The following is an 18,987-nucleotide window of genomic DNA, read 5'->3' on the forward strand; positions in this document are numbered from 1 at the left end:
CATGGCTCAGTTTTTTATCAACCGCCCCATCTTTGCGTGGGTGATCTCGCTGTTCATCTTGGTGATGGGCGGCGTGGCCATCACCCAGCTGCCGATCTCGCAGTACCCGCCGGTGGCGCCACCGTCCATCGTCGTGAACACTGCGTACCCCGGTGCATCGGCCCAAACGCTGGAGGACAGCGTGCTGTCCGTCATCGAGCGCGAAATGAACGGCTCGCCCGGCCTGATCTACATGGAGTCGGTCGCGCAAGCGGACGGCTCCGGCAGCATCACCCTGACCTTCGAGACAGGCACCAACGCCGACCTCGCGCAGGTAGATGTGCAAAACCGCTTGTCACGCGCCACACCGCGCTTGCCAGCAGCGGTCACGCAGCAAGGCGTGCGCGTGGACAAATCGCGCTCCAACTTTCTGATGTTCACCATGCTGTCCTCTGACGACCCGGAGACCAGCACGATTGAACTGGGCGACTACGCCTCGCGCAACATCGTGCCCGAGTTGCAACGCTTGCCCGGTATCGGCCAGGCCCAGCTCTTCGGAACCGAGCGCGCCATGCGCATCTGGCTGGACCCGGCCAAGCTGGCCTCGTTCAACCTGTCTACCGCAGAAGTCAACGCCGCCATCAGCGCACAAAACGCGCAGGTGTCTGCCGGTGCCATCGGCGACCTGCCCAACATCACAGGCCAAAGCATCGCAGCGACCGTGGTGGTCAAAGGCCAGCTCGCCAGCGTGGCGCAGTTCGGCAATATCGCGCTGCGCAGCAACGCCGACGGCTCGGCCGTGCGTCTGAAAGACGTGGCTCGCATTGAGCTCGGCGCCCAGGCGTATGCCACCTCCGCCCGGTTGAATGGCAAGCCTGCCATCGGTATCGGCGTGCAGCTGGCCCCCAGCGGCAACGCCATGGCCGCAGCCAAAGCCGTGCGTGCCCGCATGACCGAGCTGCAGGCCTACTTCCCCAAAGGCATGAGCTGGAGCATTCCTTACGACAGCTCGCGCTTTGTAAATATTTCGATCAAGCAAGTGGCTGAAACCCTGGTCGAAGCCGTGGTGCTGGTGTTCCTGGTGATGTTCCTGTTCTTGCAGAACTGGCGTTACACCATCATCCCGACCATCGTGGTGCCGGTGGCGCTGCTCGGTACTTTTGCCACCCTGCTCGCGCTGGGCTTCTCGATCAACGTGCTCACCATGTTCGGCATGGTGCTGGTGATCGGTATCGTGGTGGACGATGCCATCGTGGTGGTGGAAAACGTCGAGCGCATCATGAGCGAGGAAGGCTTGCCACCACTGCAAGCCACCAAGAAGGCCATGGGCCAGATCTCGGGCGCCATCATCGGTGTGACCGTGGTGTTGATTGCCGTGTTCGTGCCGCTGGCTTTCTTTGCCGGCTCGGTGGGCAACATCTACCGCCAGTTCTCGGCGGTAATGGTGAGCTCCATTGCGTTCTCGGCCTTCCTGGCCTTGTCGCTGACCCCCGCCTTGTGCGCCACGCTGCTCAAGCCTGTCGAGGCCGGCCACGCGCACGCCAAGACCGGCTTCTTCGGCTGGTTTAACCGCCGCTTTGACTCCACCGCCAAAGGCTACGAAAGCCTGGTGGCCCGCTTGCTGAAAAAAGCCGGCCGCTACCTGGTGATTTATGTAGCCATCATTGCCGGTGTGGCTGTGGTGTACCTGCGCTTGCCCACTTCCTTCCTGCCGGGTGAAGACCAGGGCAACATCATCGTGAACGTGCAACTGCCCCCGGGTGCCACCCAACAGCGCACCTTGAAAGTGATGGAGCAAGTGGAAGGCTTCATCCTCAAGCAACCTGAAGTCGAAGGCATGGTGGCGGTGTTGGGCTTCAGCTTTTCCGGCCAGGGCCAGAATGCCGCATTGGCTTTCGTGACCCTGAAAGACTGGTCGCAGCGCGTGGGCCCCGAGCATTCGGCGCAGGCATTGGCCGGCCGCGCCTTCGGCGCACTCATGGGTATCCGTGATGCATTCATTTTCCCGCTGGCGCCGCCTCCCATTCCTGAATTGGGCAATGCCACCGGCTTTACCTTCCGCCTGCAAGACCGCGGAGGCAAGGGCCACGCGGCGCTCATCGGAGCACGCAACCAGCTGCTGGGTATGGCGTCCAAGAGCAAGGTGCTCACCCAAGTGCGCCCTGATGGTCTGGAAGATGCGCCGCAGCTGCAAATCGACATCGACCGCGACAAAGCGAGCGCTTTGGGTGTGAGCTTCAGCGCCATCAACAGCACCATCTCCACGGCGCTGGGTTCGAGCTATGTGAACGACTTCCCGAATGCGGGCCGCCTGCAACGGGTGGTGGTGCAAGCTGAAGGCACGGCGCGTATGCAGCCGGATGACATCCTGAAGTTCAACGCCATCAACAGCAGCGGCAAAGCAGTGCCCTTGTCTGCCTTTGCCACCACACAATGGGTGACCGGCGCGATGCAAACCGTGCGCTACAACGGCTACTCCGCCGTGCGCATCAGCGGTGCAGCAGCTCCCGGCTTCAGCACCGGCGAGGCCATGGCCGAAATGGAGCAACTGGCAGCAAAGCTGCCCGAAGGCTTCGGCTTTGAGTGGACTGGCCAGTCCCGCGAAGAGAAGAAGGCCGGCTCGCAAGCGACTGTGTTGTATGCCTTCGCGATCCTGGCGGTGTTCTTGTGCCTGGCTGCGTTGTACGAGAGCTGGTCCATCCCCCTGGCGGTGATTCTGGTCGTGCCCTTGGGTGTGTTCGGTGTCGTGTTGGCCACTTTGTTCCGCGGCTACGCGAACGACGTCTACTTCCAGGTGGGTCTGATCACCATCATCGGTTTGTCGGCCAAGAATGCGATTTTGATTATCGAGTTCGCCAAGGACTTGCAAGCCCAAGGCAAGAGCGTGATCGAGTCCGCCTTGTCGGCAGCGCATCTGCGCTTCCGACCCATCGTCATGACGTCGCTGGCGTTCATGTTGGGTGTGTTGCCTCTGGCGATTGCCAGCGGTGCGGGCTCGGCCAGCCAACGTGCCATCGGCACAGGCGTGATCGGCGGCATGGTAGCGGGCACCATACTGGCGGTGTTCTTCGTGCCGATCTTCTTCGTGGTGGTGCGCAGCATCTTCAAGGGCAGCGAACGCCAACACCAATTCGACGTTGAACACGGACACCAGATCGGAGCGCAATCCCATGAGTAAGCATTCTTTCCAACGCCCTGCCCTGCATCTGGCCACCCTGTCGGCGGCGCTGTGGCTGGCTGGTTGCAGCTTTATCCCTACCTTCACCCGGCCCGCGGCTCCGGTGGCGCCTGCCTTCCCCCAAGTGGCGGTAGCCAGCACTCCCTCTGCCGACATCAAAGCGGCAGCAGACATTGAGTGGCAAAGCTTTTTCAAAGACGCGCGCCTCAAGCGCCTCATTGAGCTGTCTTTGGAGAACAACCGCGACCTGCGCGTGGCAGCCCTCAACATCGACGCGACCCGGGCCAAGCTGCAAGTGGCACGCGCTGACCAGCTGCCCAGCGTGAATGCTGGCATCAACGGCAGCCGCGGCCCGGCTGCCAGCGGCGCCATCACCAGCAGCTACACCGCCGGCCTGAGCGTCACGGCCTATGAGCTGGATTTCTTCGGCCGCGTGCGCGCGCTAAGCCAAGCAGCCCAGGCGCAACTGCTGGCGACCGAGGAAGCCCGCAAGACCGTGCAAATCAGCCTGATTGCGTCGGTGGCCAACACCTACTTGACGCTGTTGGCCGACGACGAGTTGCTGCGCATTACCCGCGACACCCTCATGACTCGCCAAGCGAGCCTGCGCCTGATGCAGCTCAAGTACGACAACGATTCGGCCTCCAAGCTGGACCTGAGCACCGCCCAGAGCCAGCTGGAAGCTGCCAAAGTGTCATTGGCGCAACTGACCCGCCAACGCGCCACGGATGAAAGCGCGCTGGTACTGCTGGTAGGCCAGCCCTTGCCGGCGGACCTGCCTGCGGGCTTGGGTCTGGCAGAACAAGGCTTCTTGAGTGACCTGCCGGCCGGGGTGCCGTCCGAGTTGCTGGTGCGCCGCCCCGATGTCCGCCAGGCCGAGCAAAACTTGCTGGCGCTGAACGCCAACATCGGTGCAGCACGCGCAGCCTTCTTCCCGCGCATCACGCTCACTGCCAGCGCGGGCGTGGCCAGCAACGATCTTGAGCAGCTGTTCAACAACGGCACCAGCGCCTGGAGCTTTGCGCCACAGTTGCTGATGCCCATCTTTGATGCGGGCCGCAACAAGGCCAACTTGGAAGCTGCCAAGGTCAACAAGGACATCGCCATCGCCCAGTACGAAAAAGCCATCCAGACCGGCTTCAAGGAAGTGGCCGATGCTTTGGCCGGCCGCGCCACCCTGGGCGAGCAACTGCAAGCCCAGACCGCGCAGCTCGTCGCTACCCAGACCACCATGCAACTGACCGACCTGCGCTTCAAAGCCGGTGCGGCCAGCTCGTTCGATGTGCTGGAAGCTCAGCGCTCTTTATTCGCAGCTCAACAGGCACAAGTGCAGGTGCAAACCCAGCAACTGCAAAACCTGGTGACCTTGTACAAAGTGCTGGGCGGTGGATGGACCGAAGCTAACGATCAGCAAAAGGCAGCCCAACCTTAAAGAAAAATCGGGCGCTAGCGCCCGTCGAATATGCGCGAGCAGCTCCTGAATCAGGAGCAAGTGTGAGCAGGCGTAAATCACCCGTTTGGGGGATAGGCACCCAAGCCCGCAGTCCATAGACTGCGGGCTTTCTTTTTGCCGGAAGTAATTGCACGCATGACACGCATCGCCCCCACCGCCCTCGCCCTGCTCCTGGTGAGCACCTTTGCCCACGCAGGTGACAACATCCGCCCCGACCCCGGCATGTGGGTGGGTGTCACCAAACTATCGGTCGACCGCACCAACTGGCGCACCATGAGCGACACACGGGGCTGCATGACCAAAGAAGATGCGACAGATTGGGAGAGCAATGCACGCCAGCAAATTGCAGCTGCGCAATGCTCGGTACAAAGCTTGACCGTGAGCATGGGCAAGATCAGCGGCACCATAAGTTGCGCCAACGAAAACCAAGTGCAGATGAAAGTCGACGGCCGCTACGACAACCGGAGTTACGACATCGACCTCGTCTCCACCAGCACCATCATGATGCCCCCCGCAGCCGGTGGACAGGCAGTTCCTGTGAAGCTGTACGGCAAGTGGACGGGGCGTATGGTGGGGGTTTGTTCTTATTGAAATTGGGCTCCAGCGCAGGCAGGGTTTGCGCTAGTAGCTATTGATTTGGGAGCAAGTTGCGGGGGGGCAAGAGCGTCGGCTTTAGGCTGGAAGCCGTCTTTGCCACCACCTCGAAGCAGTCACCCGAATGGCACGTTAACGCCCGGGTTAACCGGCGCCGGAGCCCGAAGGCCGTAGGGCACCAACACTGGCCATAAAAATGGCGAAGCCATGGCCAGTGTTGGCGTCCGCGTTGAACCGACAGTTAGAATTTTTGCATTTGCTACGCATTTCGAGTGATGGGCAGCCTTGAAATTAGGCTTGAGTACTTATCAAAAGCTGACGGGTCAAGCAACATCTCGTCTAGGAAGTTTTCGAGCTCTGAATCGAAGTTGATGTTGTTTATTGGTGAGTCGTGGCTGCAGAGCACAAAGTTATATGGGCGAAGCTGTCGAACCCTAAGCTCTGCGCTTCCTGCAATTGGAGTGATTTTCCCACCAATGTTTGCGTGACCGTCATCGTATTCGGAGCGAGTCACTTTGTGCTGACCATCGAAAATTGCATACTCCTCTGCGTATGTCTCAGAGTTTGCTATTGCTGCTTCGAGATATTGCGGGGTTTTTGGGTATAGGCCTGTTGGTGCCATTGGCTCAGTTTCTACGTACACCCACAACCGTCTACAGCTGGTTGAGTAGATTGCAGCCAAGCGTGATACCTTGTATTCATCAAAGTTTATCAACACAGTTCTGGCATCAATTCGCTTGAATTCCTCAACTTGAAGATTTCCGCGCCCAAACCACCAAATAGGGCTCGTCACGCCATGATCTTTGCTTTTGAAGGTGAGCGGCGATTGAAGCAGTAGCGCAAGCCGATCGACCGCTTCCTGTCCATTGAACCATCCGGTAGAGCGTAGGCCTGGAAAGGCATTTGCGAATCGATCCGCAAAAAAATCAGACGTGGAATTCCACGTGAAAAGAGGAAGAGCCGGAATGCTGGGCTTCGTTGTGGTGATCGTGCTGTTTGACTGAGCGGGGGTGTGTTCAATTCGACTCGGTGCGTATGACGGCGCACCTTCGCGCTTTCCAAAGAAGAAGTCGAGAAAAGCCCACGCGGCCCCAATAAATGCAAGAAATGGCTCATATGGTCCGGAAGGGTCCATGATCCATTTCAATGCCAATAGTGCGCTGCCGAGCAGCACTAAACCTTCTATTTTTCTACGCATCAGTTGCTCTATAAATTTCTAACGTAATGTAGACAGCAAAACCCGGTTGATACATCCAGGCAATGACGATACATACTTTGGTGAAAAGGCTAGAAATCCGCTTGCTGCCTTGATTGAAGTAATTTCCATGTACATTTGTACAGGTATAAAAATTCCGACAATCCCCGCACGTCGTAAGTATTGAAATTTGGCGAACATTAGCCGACTCTCACGTCTACATCGGCTTATGAATATCCCCTGTTCGGGTGATTTCGCGAGGGTCTGCTTCCGCTGCAAAGCAGCCGGCTACCCGGCTGCTTCCTCCATCACTCCACCCGCGTGATCCGGTTCGGCTTGAAGCCTAAATCCGCCGCTTTGCCCTTGCGGCCACGGGCTGTGCGGGCGTTGTTGAGGCTGCGGATTTCCAGGGTTTCGTCGCGCTCTTTGCCACCGCGGCCGATACCGTCGATGCGGATGCTGCGGGTGTAGGCGGCAGCGCCGGCCAGGGTGTCTTTGGCTTCCAGGTCGATCAGCATCAAGCCGCGTCCACCGTTGGCCATGGTTTTGAGTTCGGTGATCTCAAAGGTGAGGATGCGCCCACCGGTGGACGCGCAGGCCACGTGGGTCGCAGGCGCCACCACGGTCGCGGGGGTACCCGCCACGGTGACCTTGCCTTGCGCACCCGACACCACCGAGGGGGCACACAGGGTCTCGCCCTCGCCAACGCCCACAAAGGCCTTGCCGGCCTTCTGGCGCGAGGTCATGTTCTCCACGCTGGCGATAAAGCCGTAGCCGCCACTGCTGGACAGTAGCAACTGCGCGCTTGCCGGGCCAGCAAAGTAATACAGAATTTGTGTGCCGCTTTCCAGCTCCAGCAGCGTGGTAACCGGCTGGCCATCGCCCCGCCCGCCGGGCAGTGCAGACACCGGCACGGTGTAGATGCGCCCGTTGGAGCCGAACACCAAGAGCGTGTCCACCGTGCGGCACTCGAAGGTGCCATACAGGCCGTCACCCGCCTTGAAGGCAAAGGTAGACGCCTCATGGCCGTGGCCGGTGCGAGCACGCACCCAGCCTTTTTCAGACACCACCACCGTCACCGGCTCGTCCACCACCTTCACCTCGGCCACAGCCTTTTTCTCGGCCTGAATGAGCGTGCGGCGCGAGTCGGCAAACACTTTGGCGTCCGCCTCAATCTCTTTCACCATCAAGCGGCGCAGTGCGGCGGGGCTGCCTAGAATTTCTTCCAGCTTGCCTTGCTCGGTGCGCAGCTCCGACAGCTCTTGCTCGATCTTGATGGCTTCCAGCCGCGCCAATTGGCGCAGGCGGATTTCCAAGATGTCTTCAGCCTGGCGGTCGCTCAAGTTGAAGCGGGCAATCAGCGCAGCCTTGGGCTCGTCGCTGTTGCGGATGATGGCAATCACCTCGTCGATGTTGAGCAACACCGTCTGGCGGCCTTCCAGGATGTGGATGCGGTCCAGCACCTTGCCCAGGCGGTGGCGGCTGCGGCGCTCGATGGTGCTGGCGCGGAAGGCCACCCACTCCACCAACATCTGGCGCAGTGATTTTTGCACCGGCTTACCGTCCAGCCCCACCATAGTGAGGTTGATGGGCGAGGAGGTTTCCAGGCTGGTGTGGGCCAAGAGCGCGGTGATCAGCTCCTGTTGCTCGACCGTGCGGCTCTTGGGCTCAAACACCAAGCGCACCAAGGCGTCTTTGTTGGACTCATCACGCACCACGTCCAGCACGCTCAGGATGCTGGCCTTGAGCTGGGTTTGCTCCTGGCTCAGGGCCTTTTTGCCGGCCTTGACCTTGGGGTTGGTGAGTTCTTCAATTTCTTCCAGCACGCGCTGGCTGCTCACGCCGGGCGGCAGCTCGGTGACCACCAGTTGCCATTGGCCACGGGCCAGGTCTTCAATTTTCCAGCGGGCGCGCACCTTGAGGCTGCCGCGGCCGCTACGGTAGGCATCGGCAATATCGCTGGCGCTGCTGATGATCTGGCCGCCACCGGGAAAGTCCGGGCCGGGGATCAGGGCGAACAGTTCGTCGTCGGAGAGCTTGTCGTTCTTGATGAGTGCCACGCAAGCGTCGGCCACCTCGCGCAGGTTGTGGCTGGGGATCTCGGTCGCCAAACCCACAGCAATTCCGCTGGCGCCATTTAGCAAGCTGAACGGCAGGCGCGCGGGCAACTGCTTGGGCTCCTCAGTAGATCCGTCGTAGTTAGGCTGGAAGTCCACTGTGCCCTGGTCAATTTCGTCGAGCAGCAGCGTGGTGATTTTGGCCAGGCGGGCTTCGGTGTAGCGCATGGCAGCGGCACCGTCGCCGTCCCGGCTGCCGAAGTTGCCTTGACCATCGACCAGCGGGTAGCGCTGCGAAAAGTCTTGCGCCATGCGCACCAAGGCGTCGTAGGCGGATTGGTCGCCGTGCGGGTGGAAGCGGCCCAGCACATCGCCCACCACGCGGGCGCTTTTGACCGGCTTGGCACCGGCGTTGCCATTGGCGCCCCCAAAGCCCAGGCCCATGCGGCCCATGCTGTACAGAATGCGGCGCTGTACGGGCTTGAGGCCATCGCAAACATCGGGCAAGGCTCGGCCTTTGACAACGGACAGCGCGTATTCCAGGTAGGCGCGCTGGGCGTAGGTGGCCAGGTTCAGTTCGCCATCGTCGCCGGGCGGTACGGGGCCTGTCGGTTCAGCGGGGTCGGGGATCAAATCAAGCGTGGTTTGGTCAGTCATGTTTCTTCAGTTCAGTCCACTGCAATCCGGGAATCTTCAGGGGCCACAGGCAGGGCCGGGGTGATCATGTTGCCGCGCCCGATGGCTCCACCGGGCATAGCGCCGGGTGCCAGCACATAGGCCGTGCGGGAGCCGGACAACACATAGCCGTCGCCATAGGGGTTGAGCACCGGCTTGACGCCCACCACTTGCGGCACGGACGTACTGGTTGTGGCGGGTGGTTTGAGCGCGGCGTAGAGCTCCGTGACGGTGGCGACGTAGTTCTGGGTTTCTTTGAAATTGGGCACTTTGTTGCCCGCCTTTTGCACCGCGCCTTCGCCGGCGTTGTACGCCGCAAGTGCCAGATCGGTGCGACCGGGAAACATGTCGAGCAACAAGCGCAGATAGCGCGCACCGATGCCTACGTTGATCTTGGGATCAGCCAGCTTGGCCTCCACCGACATCCAGCGATCGCTGTCCACACCGAAGCGGCGTGCAGTATCGGGCATGACTTGCATGAGCCCGATAGCGCCTTTGGGTGACACGGCGGCAGGCTCAAAGCCGGACTCGGTCGTCACCAACGCTTTGAGCAGCTCGTAGTCCAGGCGGTACTTGCGGGCGGCCTCTTGCAACAAGGGCTGGGCTTTGCGGTAGCGCGGGGAATTGTCAAAAAACGCCGCCAGTTTGGGGGACAGCTCGGGCGCATCCGGCACCACGACCTGCGGGGCAGTGGCATCAGCGCCCGACTGCAGGCCACGGATAGAGGCGCGGAAAAACAGCGTGTTGCGCTCGTCCACTTGCTCGGTGGAAAGATGCGTCTTGCCCTGCGGATCCACATAGACCCACACGTCGGCTTTGGCATCAAAAGCGGCTGTAGCGCACATAAATAATGCGCAAGCAGCTACTTTTTTCATAGCAAAACGAGACATAGCGGCACGCAGTTGCATCAGACGTCGATCTCTACCGAGTCGCCATGCAATTCCATCAGCTCGCGGCGGGAGGACGCCTCGCCCTTGCCCATGAGCTTGGTGATCAGCGCTTCGGTGTCGCCGAAGTTGATGGCGCCCAGCGTGACCGGCAGCAGGCGGCGGGTGTCGGGGTTGAGGGTGGTGTCCCACAGCTGCTCGGCATTCATTTCGCCCAGGCCTTTGAAGCGGCTGATGGACCAGGCGCCCTCGCGCACACCCTCTTTGCGCAGCTTGTCGAGGATGGCGGTGAGCTCGCCTTCGTCCAGCGCATAGGCCTTGCTGGCAGGCTTTTTGCCACGGGCTGGCGCATCCACCCGGAACAGCGGGGGCCGGGCCACATACACGTGCCCGGTCTCGATGAGCTTGGGAAAGTGGCGGAAGAACAGCGTGAGCAGCAGCACCTGGATGTGCGAGCCGTCCACATCCGCATCACTCAAGATGCAAACCTTGCCGTAGCGCAGGCCGCTCAGATCGGGCGTGTCGTTGGGGCCGTGCGGGTCTACGCCGATAGCGACCGAGATATCGTGGATTTCAGTGTTGGCAAACAGGCGGTCGCGGTCCACCTCCCAGGTGTTGAGCACCTTGCCGCGCAGGGGAAGTATGGCTTGGTTTTCTTTGTCGCGGCCCATTTTGGCGCTGCCACCGGCGGAATCACCCTCGACCAGAAACACCTCGTTGTAGGCAATGTCGCGGCTCTCGCAGTCGGTGAGCTTGCCGGGCAGCACGGCTACACCGCTGCTCTTGCGCTTTTCGACCTTCTGGCCGGCCTTCTGGCGGGTTTGGGCGGCTTTGATGGCCAGCTCAGCCAGCTTTTTGCCGTAGTCCACATGCTGGTTCAGCCAGAGTTCGAGCGCGGGCCGCACAAAGCTGCTCACCAAGCGCACCGCGTCGCGCGAGTTCAGGCGCTCTTTGATCTGACCTTGAAACTGCGGGTCCAGCACCTTGGCGCTCAGCACATAGTTGGCGCGTGCGAACACGTCTTCGGGCATGAGCTTCACGCCCTTGGGCAGCAGGCTGTGGAACTCGATAAAGCTTTTGACAGCTTGGAACAAGCCATCGCGCAAGCCGCTTTCGTGCGTGCCGCCCGCGCTGGTGGGAATCAGGTTCACATAGCTCTCGCGCACCGGAGCGCCGTCTTCAGTAAACGCCACGCACCAGGTTGCGCCCTCGCCTTCAGCAAAGGTGTCGTTGTTGCCATCGGCAAAGCCTTCGCCGTCAAACATGGGAATGACGGGGTCTGCGCTCAGGGTCTGGCCCAGATAGTCTTTGAGGCCGCCCTTGTAGAGCCAGTTCTGGCTTTCCTTGGCTTTTTCATTGACCAGCGTGACGCTGACGCCGGGCATCAGCACCGCCTTGCTGCGCAGCAGGTGGGTGAGCTCACCCATGGGCAGCGCTGCGGATTCAAAATACTTGGCGTCCGGCCACACCCGCACGGTGGTGCCCTGCTTGCGGTCGCCGTCCCCAGCCTTGCGCACCTGCAGGGCCTCGGTCACGTCGCCGCCTTCAAACACCAGATGAGCGACGGAACCTTCGCGGTAACTGGTGGCTTCCAGGCGCTTGCCCAGCGCGTTGGTCACCGACACACCGACGCCGTGCAAGCCGCCCGAGAAGCTGTAGGCGCCGCCCTTGCCTTTGTCGAACTTGCCGCCCGCATGCAGGCGGGTGAACACCAGCTCGATCACCGGGGCTTTTTCCTCAGGATGCATGCCGAACGGGATGCCGCGGCCATCGTCTTCCACGCTGACGGAGCCGTCCGCATGCAGGGTGACCTTGATTTTCTTGCCGTGGCCGGCCAAGGCTTCGTCGGCGGCGTTGTCCAGCACTTCCTGGATGATGTGCAGGGGGTTGTCGGTGCGGGTGTACATGCCCGGGCGCTGTTTGACGGGCTCCAAGCCCTTGAGCACGCGGATCGACGATTCAGAATATTCGGGGGTGGGTTTGACAGCCATAGCGGCGGATTGTAGGGGAACTGCGGCAATCCACTGTATATGCATACATGCAAATACCAATTCTTAGACCCGAGACAGGGGCGCTCTGTGTCCCGCCCGCTGCAAACGATCCGCCGAAACTGGCTACATTTGCAGGATGAGCTCTTCCCCTAAAACCCTCTCCATGTCCCAGGTGCTGGTGTGCGGCGCCACCATCGTGACATTGTCCATGGGCATCCGTCACGGTTTCGGCCTCTGGCTGCAGCCTATCACCCAGGCCCAGGGCTGGACGCGCGAGACTTTTGCTTTTGCCATCGCCATCCAGAACCTGGCGTGGGGCTTAAGCGGCATTTTTGCGGGCATGGCCGCCGACAGGTTCGGGGCATTCCGGGTGATCATCATCGGGTCTCTGCTGTATGCCTTGGGTCTGTGCGGAATGGCGTTGGCTAAGTCGCCACTGATGTTCACATTGGCCACCGGCACCTTGATCGGCATGGCGCAGGCCGGTACCACGTACGCCGTGATTTACGGCGTGATCGGTCGCAATGTGCCAGCAGAAAAGCGTTCCTGGGCCATGGGGGTCGCAGCGGCAGCAGGCTCGTTCGGCCAGTTTTTGATGATGCCGACGGAAGGCTTTTTGATCAGCTACTTTGGCTGGCAACAGGCCTTGCTGGCCTTGGCAGCGGCCACTCTGCTGATGATTCCGCTGGCGAGCGGGCTGAAAGAGCCCGCATTCGGCGGAGCTTCAGCCCCGGCGCGTCAGCAAAGCATTGGCCAAGCGCTGCGCGAGGCCTTCAAGTACCCGAGCTTTCAATTGCTGATGGCAGGTTACTTTGTGTGCGGCTTCCAAGTGGTGTTTATCGGAGTGCACATGCCCAGCTACCTGAAAGACAAAGGCCTGTCACCTCAAGTGGCGAGTTATGCATTGGCCTTGATCGGCCTGTTCAATGTGTTCGGCACTTATGCAGCAGGTGTGCTGGGCCAGAAGCTGCCGAAAAAGTACATCTTGGCATTTATCTACTTCGCGCGGGCGGTAGCCATCAGCCTGTTTTTGCTGGTGCCGCTGTCCCCCATGAGTGTGTATGTATTTGCTTCTGTCATGGGGGTGCTGTGGCTATCCACCATTCCACCCACGAATGCAACCATTGCCCAGATTTTCGGTGTGGCGCATTTGTCCATGCTGGGAGGATTTGTATTCTTCAGCCACCAGATCGGATCCTTCATGGGCGTGTGGCTGGGTGGCTACCTGTATGACCGCACCGGAAGTTATGACATCGTCTGGTACATCGCCATCGCACTGGGGGTAGCCGCTGCGCTGGTAAATCTGCCGGTGCGTGAAGCGCCTATTGCCCGTGCGCCTCAAGCCGCTTGAAACCAACCACCATGCTCAAAAAAACTGCGATCACACTGGCCTTGTGCCTGCTGCTGACCGCTGTTTTCACCTTGTACGCCCAGCCTGATTTCATGGTGCAGATGGCCAATCAACTTTGGGCCTGCTTTTGAGTTTCCCTGCCATGACCAAAAACTTTCCTGTCACCATCATTACCGGCGCTTCTGAGGGCATAGGTGCCGAGCTCGCGCGTCAACTGGCTTCGCGGTATGGCGCTGAAATGAACTTGGTGTTGGCCGCGCGAAAGCGCGAGGCCTTGGAGGCAGTGGCCGATGTGTGCCGCACCAAAGGAAGCGAGGTTCTGGTGGTGCCTACGGATGTGTCGATCGAAGCACAATGCCGCAGCCTGATTCAAGCCACGATTAATGCTTTCGGACGCATTGACACCTTGGTCAACAACGCGGGCGTCTCTGCCCAAGCGCTTTTTCAGGATGTGGATGCCCAAGACCTGCATTGGTATGAAGACCTCATGCGTATCAACCTGTGGGGCAGCGTGTGGTGCACCCACGCTGCGCTACCGCACATCAAGCAAACCCAAGGGCGCATCGTGGCCGTGTCGTCTCTGGCGGGGCTGATCGGCGTGCCCGGGCGCACGGCTTACAGTGCCTCCAAGTTTGCGATGACAGGCTTTTTCGAAGCGTTGCGTGCAGAACTCAAACCTTCCGGCGTCAGCGTAACCACGGCTTTCCCCGGCGTGGTGCTGACTGACATACGTGCCCACGGACTGAATGCCAAGGGCGAAGTAGCCGGATCGAGTGGCCTTAAGGAAGACAAGGCCATGACCGTCTCCGAGTGCGCCTACCTGATTGCCACAGGAATGCAAAAGCGCCAACGTGAAGTGGTGATGACGGCCCAAGGCAAGCTGGGGCGTTTCCTCAAACTCCTTTTGCCAGGCGTTGTGGAGAACATGGCCATGGCGGCGCTGAAAGATGAAGTGAAACCCAAGTGATGAACACATCGCATCTACAGCTGTCTGCGCCATCACCTTGGATTCAGCGCTGGAGCCACCTGATTCCCTCAAGCGCCTCGGTTTTGGACGTAGCCTGCGGGAGCGGCCGCCATTTGGAATGGTTTGCGAGGCGCAGTTGCATGGTTACGGGTGTCGATAAAGACATAAGCGGCGCGCGCCAATTGGTACCCCTTGCCAGACTGATAGAAGCTGATATCGAGAACGGGCCGTGGCCACTTGCCAGAGATGGAGCTTCTGAACCCGAACTGTTCGATGCCGTGGTGGTGACCAACTACCTATGGCGTCCCCTGATGGGCACTTTGCTTGCCAGCCTCGCTCCGGGCGGTGTTCTGCTTTATGAGACATTTGCCACTGGCAACGAAACAGTGGGGCGCCCGGCCCGGCCCGACTTTCTGCTGAAAAATGGAGAGCTGCTAGACATGTGCAAAGACTTGCACATCGTGGCGTATGAAAACGGTTTTTTGGAACAGCCCGACCGGTTCGTTCAGCGCATTGCGGCCCTGCGAAACTTTACCCCCGGTGCACACAATGCCACTCCAGCGCGTTATGCACTCTAGTTAAAATGTTTGTTTACTGTTTCAACACTCGACATGAACGCTTCTAAAGGTCCAATCCGGGGCAGCATCGTAGCCCTTATCACTCCGATGCTTGATGACGGCTCCGTGGATTACCCCGCGCTGCGCAAACTCATCGATTGGCATATCGCCGAAGGCACCGACTGCATCGGCGTGGTGGGTACGACGGGTGAATCCCCCACTGTCAGTGTTGAAGAACATTGCGAAATCATCCGCGTGTCCGTCGAGCAATCCGCGGGTCGCGTACCGATCATGGCAGGTTGCGGCGGCAACTCCACCCGCGAGGCAATCGCCTTGGCGAAATTTGCAAAACAGGTGGGCGCCGATTGCCAACTGCAAGTCGTGCCTTACTACAACAAGCCTACGCAAGAGGGCCAATACCAGCACTTCAAGGCCATTGCTGAAGCCACCGGCGATTTGCCGATCGTGCTCTACAACGTGCCCGGGCGCTCTGTGGCCGATATGGCCCACGATACCGTGTTGCGTTTGACACAGGTGCCAGGCATTGTGGGCATCAAGGAGGCCACCGGCAATATCGAACGTGCGCAATGGTTGATCAAGGACGCCCCCAAAGAGTTCTCCATTTACAGCGGTGATGACCCCACAGCCGTGGCATTGATGCTGTGCGGTGGACATGGCAACGTGAGCGTCACTGCGAACGTGGCTCCTCGCCTGATGCACGAAATGTGCACAGCCGCCATTGCAGGCGATGTGGCCCGCGCGATGGAAATTCAAATGAAACTTTTGCCGGTGCACAAGGCTCTATTCGTTGAGTCCAACCCGATCCCGGTGAAATGGGCTGTGTCGCGCATGGGCCTGAGCAAGCCTGCGTTACGTTTGCCTTTGACGCCTTTGACGGACGCGAGCCAACCGGTTCTTGAGCGTGCCCTGCAGTCCACCGGACTGATCTGAGCTCCTGACCCTTTTTTGAGGAAATCCGTGAATTCCATTTCTAAAGTGATTTTGCTAGGCGCGACCGTGGCCCTTGGGGCCTGCTCTGCGCTCGAAACTGACAAAGTGGATTACCGATCCGCGGCCAAAGCTCCCAAGCTGGACGTGCCACCGGACTTGACCCAACTCAGCAAGGAAACGCCTTACACCGTAGTGGGCGGCGCAGTCTCTGCCAATGCGTCCAAAGCGGGGCAGGTTGAGACATCCAAGGCAGTAATCGCCGCGGTCGCAGTGGGTGACGTGCGCATTGAGCGTGCCGGCAACCAGCGTTGGCTTGTTGTGAACCGCCCAGCTGAAAAGCTGTGGGAACCAGTCAAGGACTTCTGGCAGGAAAACGGATTTTTGCTTGCCATGGACCAGGATAAATTGGGCATTATGGAAACTGACTGGGCGGAAAACCGGGCCAAGATTCCACAAGACTTCATCCGAGCCTCTTTGGGCAAACTGCTGGATTCGTTCTACTCCACCCCGGAACGCGACAAGTTCCGTACACGCCTGGAGCGGGACGCGAACGGAAACACAGAAATCTTTATTAGCCACCGCGGCATGGCCGAGGTGTATACCGCAGACCGTAGCAACCAGACCGTGTGGCAGCCTCGCCCGGCTGACCCCGAGCTGGAAGCCGAGTTCTTGCGTCGACTGATGGTGAAGCTGGGCGTCTCCCAAGAGCAGTCCAAAGCCTTGGTGGCCAACAGCACTCCCAAACCCGTGGCCGTGGTTGGCAATGTGAATGGGCAACCTGTTGTGCAGCTGGAAGAAGGCTTTGACCGGGCTTGGCGCCGCACCGGCCTGGCCCTGGACCGGACAGGATTCACCGTAGAGGACCGAGATCGCAAGCAAGGCATCTATTTTGTACGGTACCAGAACCTGACCTCGGAGAACTCTGAGCCTGGGTTCTTCAGCAAGATGTTCAGTGGCTCCAAAAAAGCCAATGAAGCCACCAAATACCGCATTGCGGTGCGTAGCGTGGGGGAGAAATCCACCGTCAGCGTTCTGGACGCCGACGGCAACGCCGAAAGTTCTGCGACGGCGCAACGCATCGTGAAAGTGATTGCGGACGACATCAAGTAATTTTTTACATCACCTTGGCGGGTGATGCGAAGACGAAAAAAAACCACCTTGCGGTGGTTTTTTTCGTCTGCAAGCAGATTACTGCTTGGCTGGCTCGGAAGCAGCAGCTGCGGGAGCAGCAGGAGCAGAAGCGTCAGCAGCAGGAGCGGCGGCGGCAGGAGCGGCAGCAGCAGGAGCGGCGGCGGGAGCAGCGGCTTCTTCTTTTTTACCGCAAGCAGCCAAAGCAGCAGCAGCGATCAAAGCTGCCAAAACGAGAGACTTGTTCATTTTTAAAGACTTCAGTGAGTTAACGAAACAATTTCCGGAAATTGTCTGGATGGCAAGCCAGCCAGCCCTGACGAAAAGCATTCGGTCTCTTTCCACCAGAGCTTTAAATTATACAAGACCAAAAACCATGCATTCGGGTAAACCCCTCTTGAAGCGTTAAAGCCCTAAAGTAGTGGCAGGAAATCCGGGCGAACTTTGGCGCTTGCATTCGTCCAACAGTTCTGTCAACGCCACCCTTGCACGTACGTCGCGGCCACCAACTCCGATGGACCGCGTAAGCTCTCGCCTGTGCAAAAACCACTCGGACCCCAGAAGTGCACTAGGCATTTCACTATCATCTAGGTGCTTTACTACTCGGCAGTCAACCAGATGACTCCAGGTAACGCGCCACTGCACGAACCGGGGGTGCAAAAGGGTCACGCGGTTGTAGCGCTTGGCGAGCATAGTCAAAGTTCGACCCGGACCCGCCCACTTGTTCAAAGCCTCGACCACTGATCGCTCTCGGAGGGGCCAATCTTCAAAATCAATGTCACTCCAAACCATGTGAGGCCATTTTTGATCGGCTGCGAGGGTGATGAAGTCACGAATCCCTTGCGCGAACTCCGCAGGTCCGGAAAAAGCACCGGCGACCAGCGAGACAGGGTCATTGGTCGACATGTAACCACCCTGCATCGCACCAATCTTGAACGAGTGCCAGAGCGCCGTCACTGAGACGGCGCACATCTTTGGCTTCCAGGCTACGGTCGTCGGCAAGCCGTTTGATCAGCTGCGCATCTCGCCCCCCAGCGTTGAAACTCTCGCCATTGATAAACACGTGATCCGCGTCGTACAGCATGCGGGTACGGCGGTCCAAACGGACGCCACCGACGATATCCTGTTGCGCCCCTTCGAACCAGACATTCGCTTTGGGCTCGGTCAAATATTCCCCCAATGCTCGCGCCACTGCCTTCGAATCCTTGAGTGCTGCCTGCACCGCAGATTGCGCAAATTCCAACATATCGACTGGCAAGGCTGCATGCGCTTCCACCGCACGCTGCTTGGGATCGGCATACAGGGTTGAAGGTAGCTCATCCAGCGCCTGATCCGCGAGCCGCTGCAGCACTTCCTGAGCCAGCTCCGACTGGGATGGCGAGCGAAAGCCAATGGAATAAGTCATGCACTCACCTTCCGCGATACCGTCGTGTGCGTATTTGGGCGGGAGGTACAGCATATCGCCGGGCTCGAGCACAAACTCCTCTTCCGGCTCAAAATTCGCGAGGATTTTCAGCGGCATGTCCAGCTTCAGAGACAAGTCTTTCTGGCGACCGATGCGCCAGCGGCGCCGCCCATGCGCCTGCAAGAGAAACACGTCATAGCTGTCAAAATGGGGACCCACGCCCCCTTGGTCCGTGGCGTAGCTGATCATGAGATCGTCCAGTCGCGCATCCGGCACAAACCTGAACTGGTTGATGAGGCTGTGAACGCGCTCGTCAAGCATGTCCACGCCCTGCACCAGCAGGGTCCAGCCTGCTTGCTTGAAAGGTGGCAAGGCTTTGCGTGCAAACGGCCCGTGCTTGAACTTCCATCCTGTGCCTTTGCCCAAAGCATCCTGCACCACCAGACGCGATTCCACGTCTTCTTGTGCCGCCAGTTCCAGCAACTCGATGCGCTCCAACAAAGGTGCAAACCCGGGAATGGCCTGCCGGATCACCAAAGGCTTTTTGTGCCAATAGCGTTGCATGAAGGTTTCCGGGCTGATGCCGCCTAGCAGCTGGAGAGGAGTTTGAATGTTCATG

14 protein-coding genes are annotated in these 18,987 nt (G+C 59.5%); 8 read left to right on the plus strand and 6 right to left on the minus strand.

Translation table 11 applies throughout. From position 1 onward, the window contains the following. Position 1 precedes the first annotated feature (1 nt). The 3 genes from RAN89_RS15295 to RAN89_RS15305 all read left to right on the plus strand — a co-directional run bounded on the left by RAN89_RS15295 (position 2) and on the right by RAN89_RS15305 (position 5,201). On the plus strand, positions 2 to 3,157 hold the full coding sequence (locus RAN89_RS15295) for an efflux RND transporter permease subunit (RefSeq protein WP_313867107.1): 3,156 nt from the start codon (positions 2 to 4) through the stop codon (positions 3,155 to 3,157). Continuing rightward, positions 3,150 to 4,589, plus strand: coding sequence for an efflux transporter outer membrane subunit (locus RAN89_RS15300; RefSeq protein WP_313867108.1), 1,440 nt, complete (start codon positions 3,150 to 3,152; stop codon positions 4,587 to 4,589). Before RAN89_RS15295 ends, RAN89_RS15300 begins: the two co-directional genes overlap by 8 nt. Positions 4,590 to 4,745: 156 nt before the next feature. Further along, a complete protein-coding gene (locus tag RAN89_RS15305) occupies positions 4,746 to 5,201 on the plus strand; it encodes a DUF3617 domain-containing protein (RefSeq protein ID WP_313867109.1) in 456 nt (151 codons plus the stop codon). 262 nt (positions 5,202 to 5,463) lie between these two features. Here the strand turns inward: RAN89_RS15305 and RAN89_RS15310 are convergent, their stop codons facing one another. The 4 genes from RAN89_RS15310 to RAN89_RS15325 all read right to left on the minus strand — a co-directional run bounded on the left by RAN89_RS15310 (position 5,464) and on the right by RAN89_RS15325 (position 12,009). Then, positions 5,464 to 6,402, minus strand: coding sequence for a hypothetical protein (locus RAN89_RS15310; protein WP_313867110.1), 939 nt, complete (start codon positions 6,400 to 6,402; stop codon positions 5,464 to 5,466). A gap of 305 nt (positions 6,403 to 6,707) precedes the next feature. Next, a complete protein-coding gene (parC, locus tag RAN89_RS15315; protein ID WP_313867111.1) occupies positions 6,708 to 9,113 on the minus strand; it encodes a DNA topoisomerase IV subunit A in 2,406 nt (801 codons plus the stop codon). An 11-nt stretch (positions 9,114 to 9,124) separates the two neighbouring features. Continuing rightward, positions 9,125 to 9,976 carry a lytic transglycosylase domain-containing protein gene (locus RAN89_RS15320; RefSeq protein WP_313867112.1) on the minus strand — a complete coding sequence of 284 codons (852 nt, stop codon included), beginning with the start codon at positions 9,974 to 9,976 and terminating at the stop codon, positions 9,125 to 9,127. A 62-nt stretch (positions 9,977 to 10,038) separates the two neighbouring features. Further along, positions 10,039 to 12,009 carry a DNA topoisomerase IV subunit B gene (locus RAN89_RS15325; protein WP_313867113.1) on the minus strand — a complete coding sequence of 657 codons (1,971 nt, stop codon included), beginning with the start codon at positions 12,007 to 12,009 and terminating at the stop codon, positions 10,039 to 10,041. Between the two features lie 136 nt (positions 12,010 to 12,145). Between RAN89_RS15325 and RAN89_RS15330 the strand changes: the two genes are divergently transcribed. The 5 genes from RAN89_RS15330 (at position 12,146) to bamC (ending at position 16,945) form a co-directional block, all read left to right on the plus strand. Then, on the plus strand, positions 12,146 to 13,360 hold the full coding sequence (locus tag RAN89_RS15330) for an MFS transporter (protein WP_313867114.1): 1,215 nt from the start codon (positions 12,146 to 12,148) through the stop codon (positions 13,358 to 13,360). Between the two features lie 142 nt (positions 13,361 to 13,502). After that, positions 13,503 to 14,327, plus strand: coding sequence for an SDR family oxidoreductase (locus RAN89_RS15335; RefSeq protein WP_313867115.1), 825 nt, complete (start codon positions 13,503 to 13,505; stop codon positions 14,325 to 14,327). Continuing rightward, positions 14,327 to 14,905 carry a class I SAM-dependent methyltransferase gene (locus tag RAN89_RS15340; RefSeq protein ID WP_313867116.1) on the plus strand — a complete coding sequence of 193 codons (579 nt, stop codon included), beginning with the start codon at positions 14,327 to 14,329 and terminating at the stop codon, positions 14,903 to 14,905. Before RAN89_RS15335 ends, RAN89_RS15340 begins: the two co-directional genes overlap by 1 nt. Before the next feature lie 33 nt (positions 14,906 to 14,938). Further along, positions 14,939 to 15,835 (plus strand): 4-hydroxy-tetrahydrodipicolinate synthase, encoded by an 897-nt coding sequence (gene dapA, locus RAN89_RS15345; protein WP_313867117.1) that lies wholly within the window; start codon positions 14,939 to 14,941, stop codon positions 15,833 to 15,835. 27 nt (positions 15,836 to 15,862) lie between these two features. Further along, entirely contained in the window at positions 15,863 to 16,945 is a 1,083-nt protein-coding gene (bamC, locus tag RAN89_RS15350; protein ID WP_313867118.1) for an NlpB/DapX family lipoprotein, read from the plus strand. Positions 16,946 to 17,023: 78 nt separating this feature from the next. Here bamC and RAN89_RS15355 read toward each other — a convergent pair whose 3' ends face one another. Together RAN89_RS15355 and RAN89_RS15360 are read right to left on the minus strand one after the other, a co-directional pair. Continuing rightward, positions 17,024 to 17,212 carry a hypothetical protein gene (locus RAN89_RS15355; RefSeq protein WP_313867119.1) on the minus strand — a complete coding sequence of 63 codons (189 nt, stop codon included), beginning with the start codon at positions 17,210 to 17,212 and terminating at the stop codon, positions 17,024 to 17,026. 643 nt (positions 17,213 to 17,855) lie between these two features. Beyond that, a complete protein-coding gene (locus RAN89_RS15360) occupies positions 17,856 to 18,986 on the minus strand; it encodes a cupin domain-containing protein (protein WP_313867120.1) in 1,131 nt (376 codons plus the stop codon). Position 18,987: the final 1 nt, after the last annotated feature.

Origin of the sequence: Rhodoferax mekongensis, from assembly GCF_032191775.1 — a bacterium.
Taxonomy (GTDB): Bacteria; Pseudomonadota; Gammaproteobacteria; order Burkholderiales; family Burkholderiaceae_C; genus Allorhodoferax; species Allorhodoferax mekongensis.

Excerpts from the sequence above, each read along its gene's own strand:
- RAN89_RS15295 (WP_313867107.1), top strand. The coding sequence starts at position 2 with ATGGCTCAGTTTTTTATCAACCGCCCCATCTTTGCGTGGGTGATCTCG.
- RAN89_RS15300 (WP_313867108.1), top strand. The coding sequence starts at position 3,150 with ATGAGTAAGCATTCTTTCCAACGCCCTGCCCTGCATCTGGCCACCCTG.
- RAN89_RS15305 (WP_313867109.1), top strand. The coding sequence starts at position 4,746 with ATGACACGCATCGCCCCCACCGCCCTCGCCCTGCTCCTGGTGAGCACC.
- RAN89_RS15310 (WP_313867110.1), bottom strand. The coding sequence starts at position 6,402 with ATGCGTAGAAAAATAGAAGGTTTAGTGCTGCTCGGCAGCGCACTATTG.
- parC (WP_313867111.1), bottom strand. The coding sequence starts at position 9,113 with ATGACTGACCAAACCACGCTTGATTTGATCCCCGACCCCGCTGAACCG.
- RAN89_RS15320 (WP_313867112.1), bottom strand. The coding sequence starts at position 9,976 with ATGTGCGCTACAGCCGCTTTTGATGCCAAAGCCGACGTGTGGGTCTAT.
- RAN89_RS15325 (WP_313867113.1), bottom strand. The coding sequence starts at position 12,009 with ATGGCTGTCAAACCCACCCCCGAATATTCTGAATCGTCGATCCGCGTG.
- RAN89_RS15330 (WP_313867114.1), top strand. The coding sequence starts at position 12,146 with ATGAGCTCTTCCCCTAAAACCCTCTCCATGTCCCAGGTGCTGGTGTGC.
- RAN89_RS15335 (WP_313867115.1), top strand. The coding sequence starts at position 13,503 with ATGACCAAAAACTTTCCTGTCACCATCATTACCGGCGCTTCTGAGGGC.
- RAN89_RS15340 (WP_313867116.1), top strand. The coding sequence starts at position 14,327 with ATGAACACATCGCATCTACAGCTGTCTGCGCCATCACCTTGGATTCAG.
- dapA (WP_313867117.1), top strand. The coding sequence starts at position 14,939 with ATGAACGCTTCTAAAGGTCCAATCCGGGGCAGCATCGTAGCCCTTATC.
- RAN89_RS15355 (WP_313867119.1), bottom strand. The coding sequence starts at position 17,212 with ATGAACAAGTCTCTCGTTTTGGCAGCTTTGATCGCTGCTGCTGCTTTG.
- RAN89_RS15360 (WP_313867120.1), bottom strand. The coding sequence starts at position 18,986 with ATGAACATTCAAACTCCTCTCCAGCTGCTAGGCGGCATCAGCCCGGAA.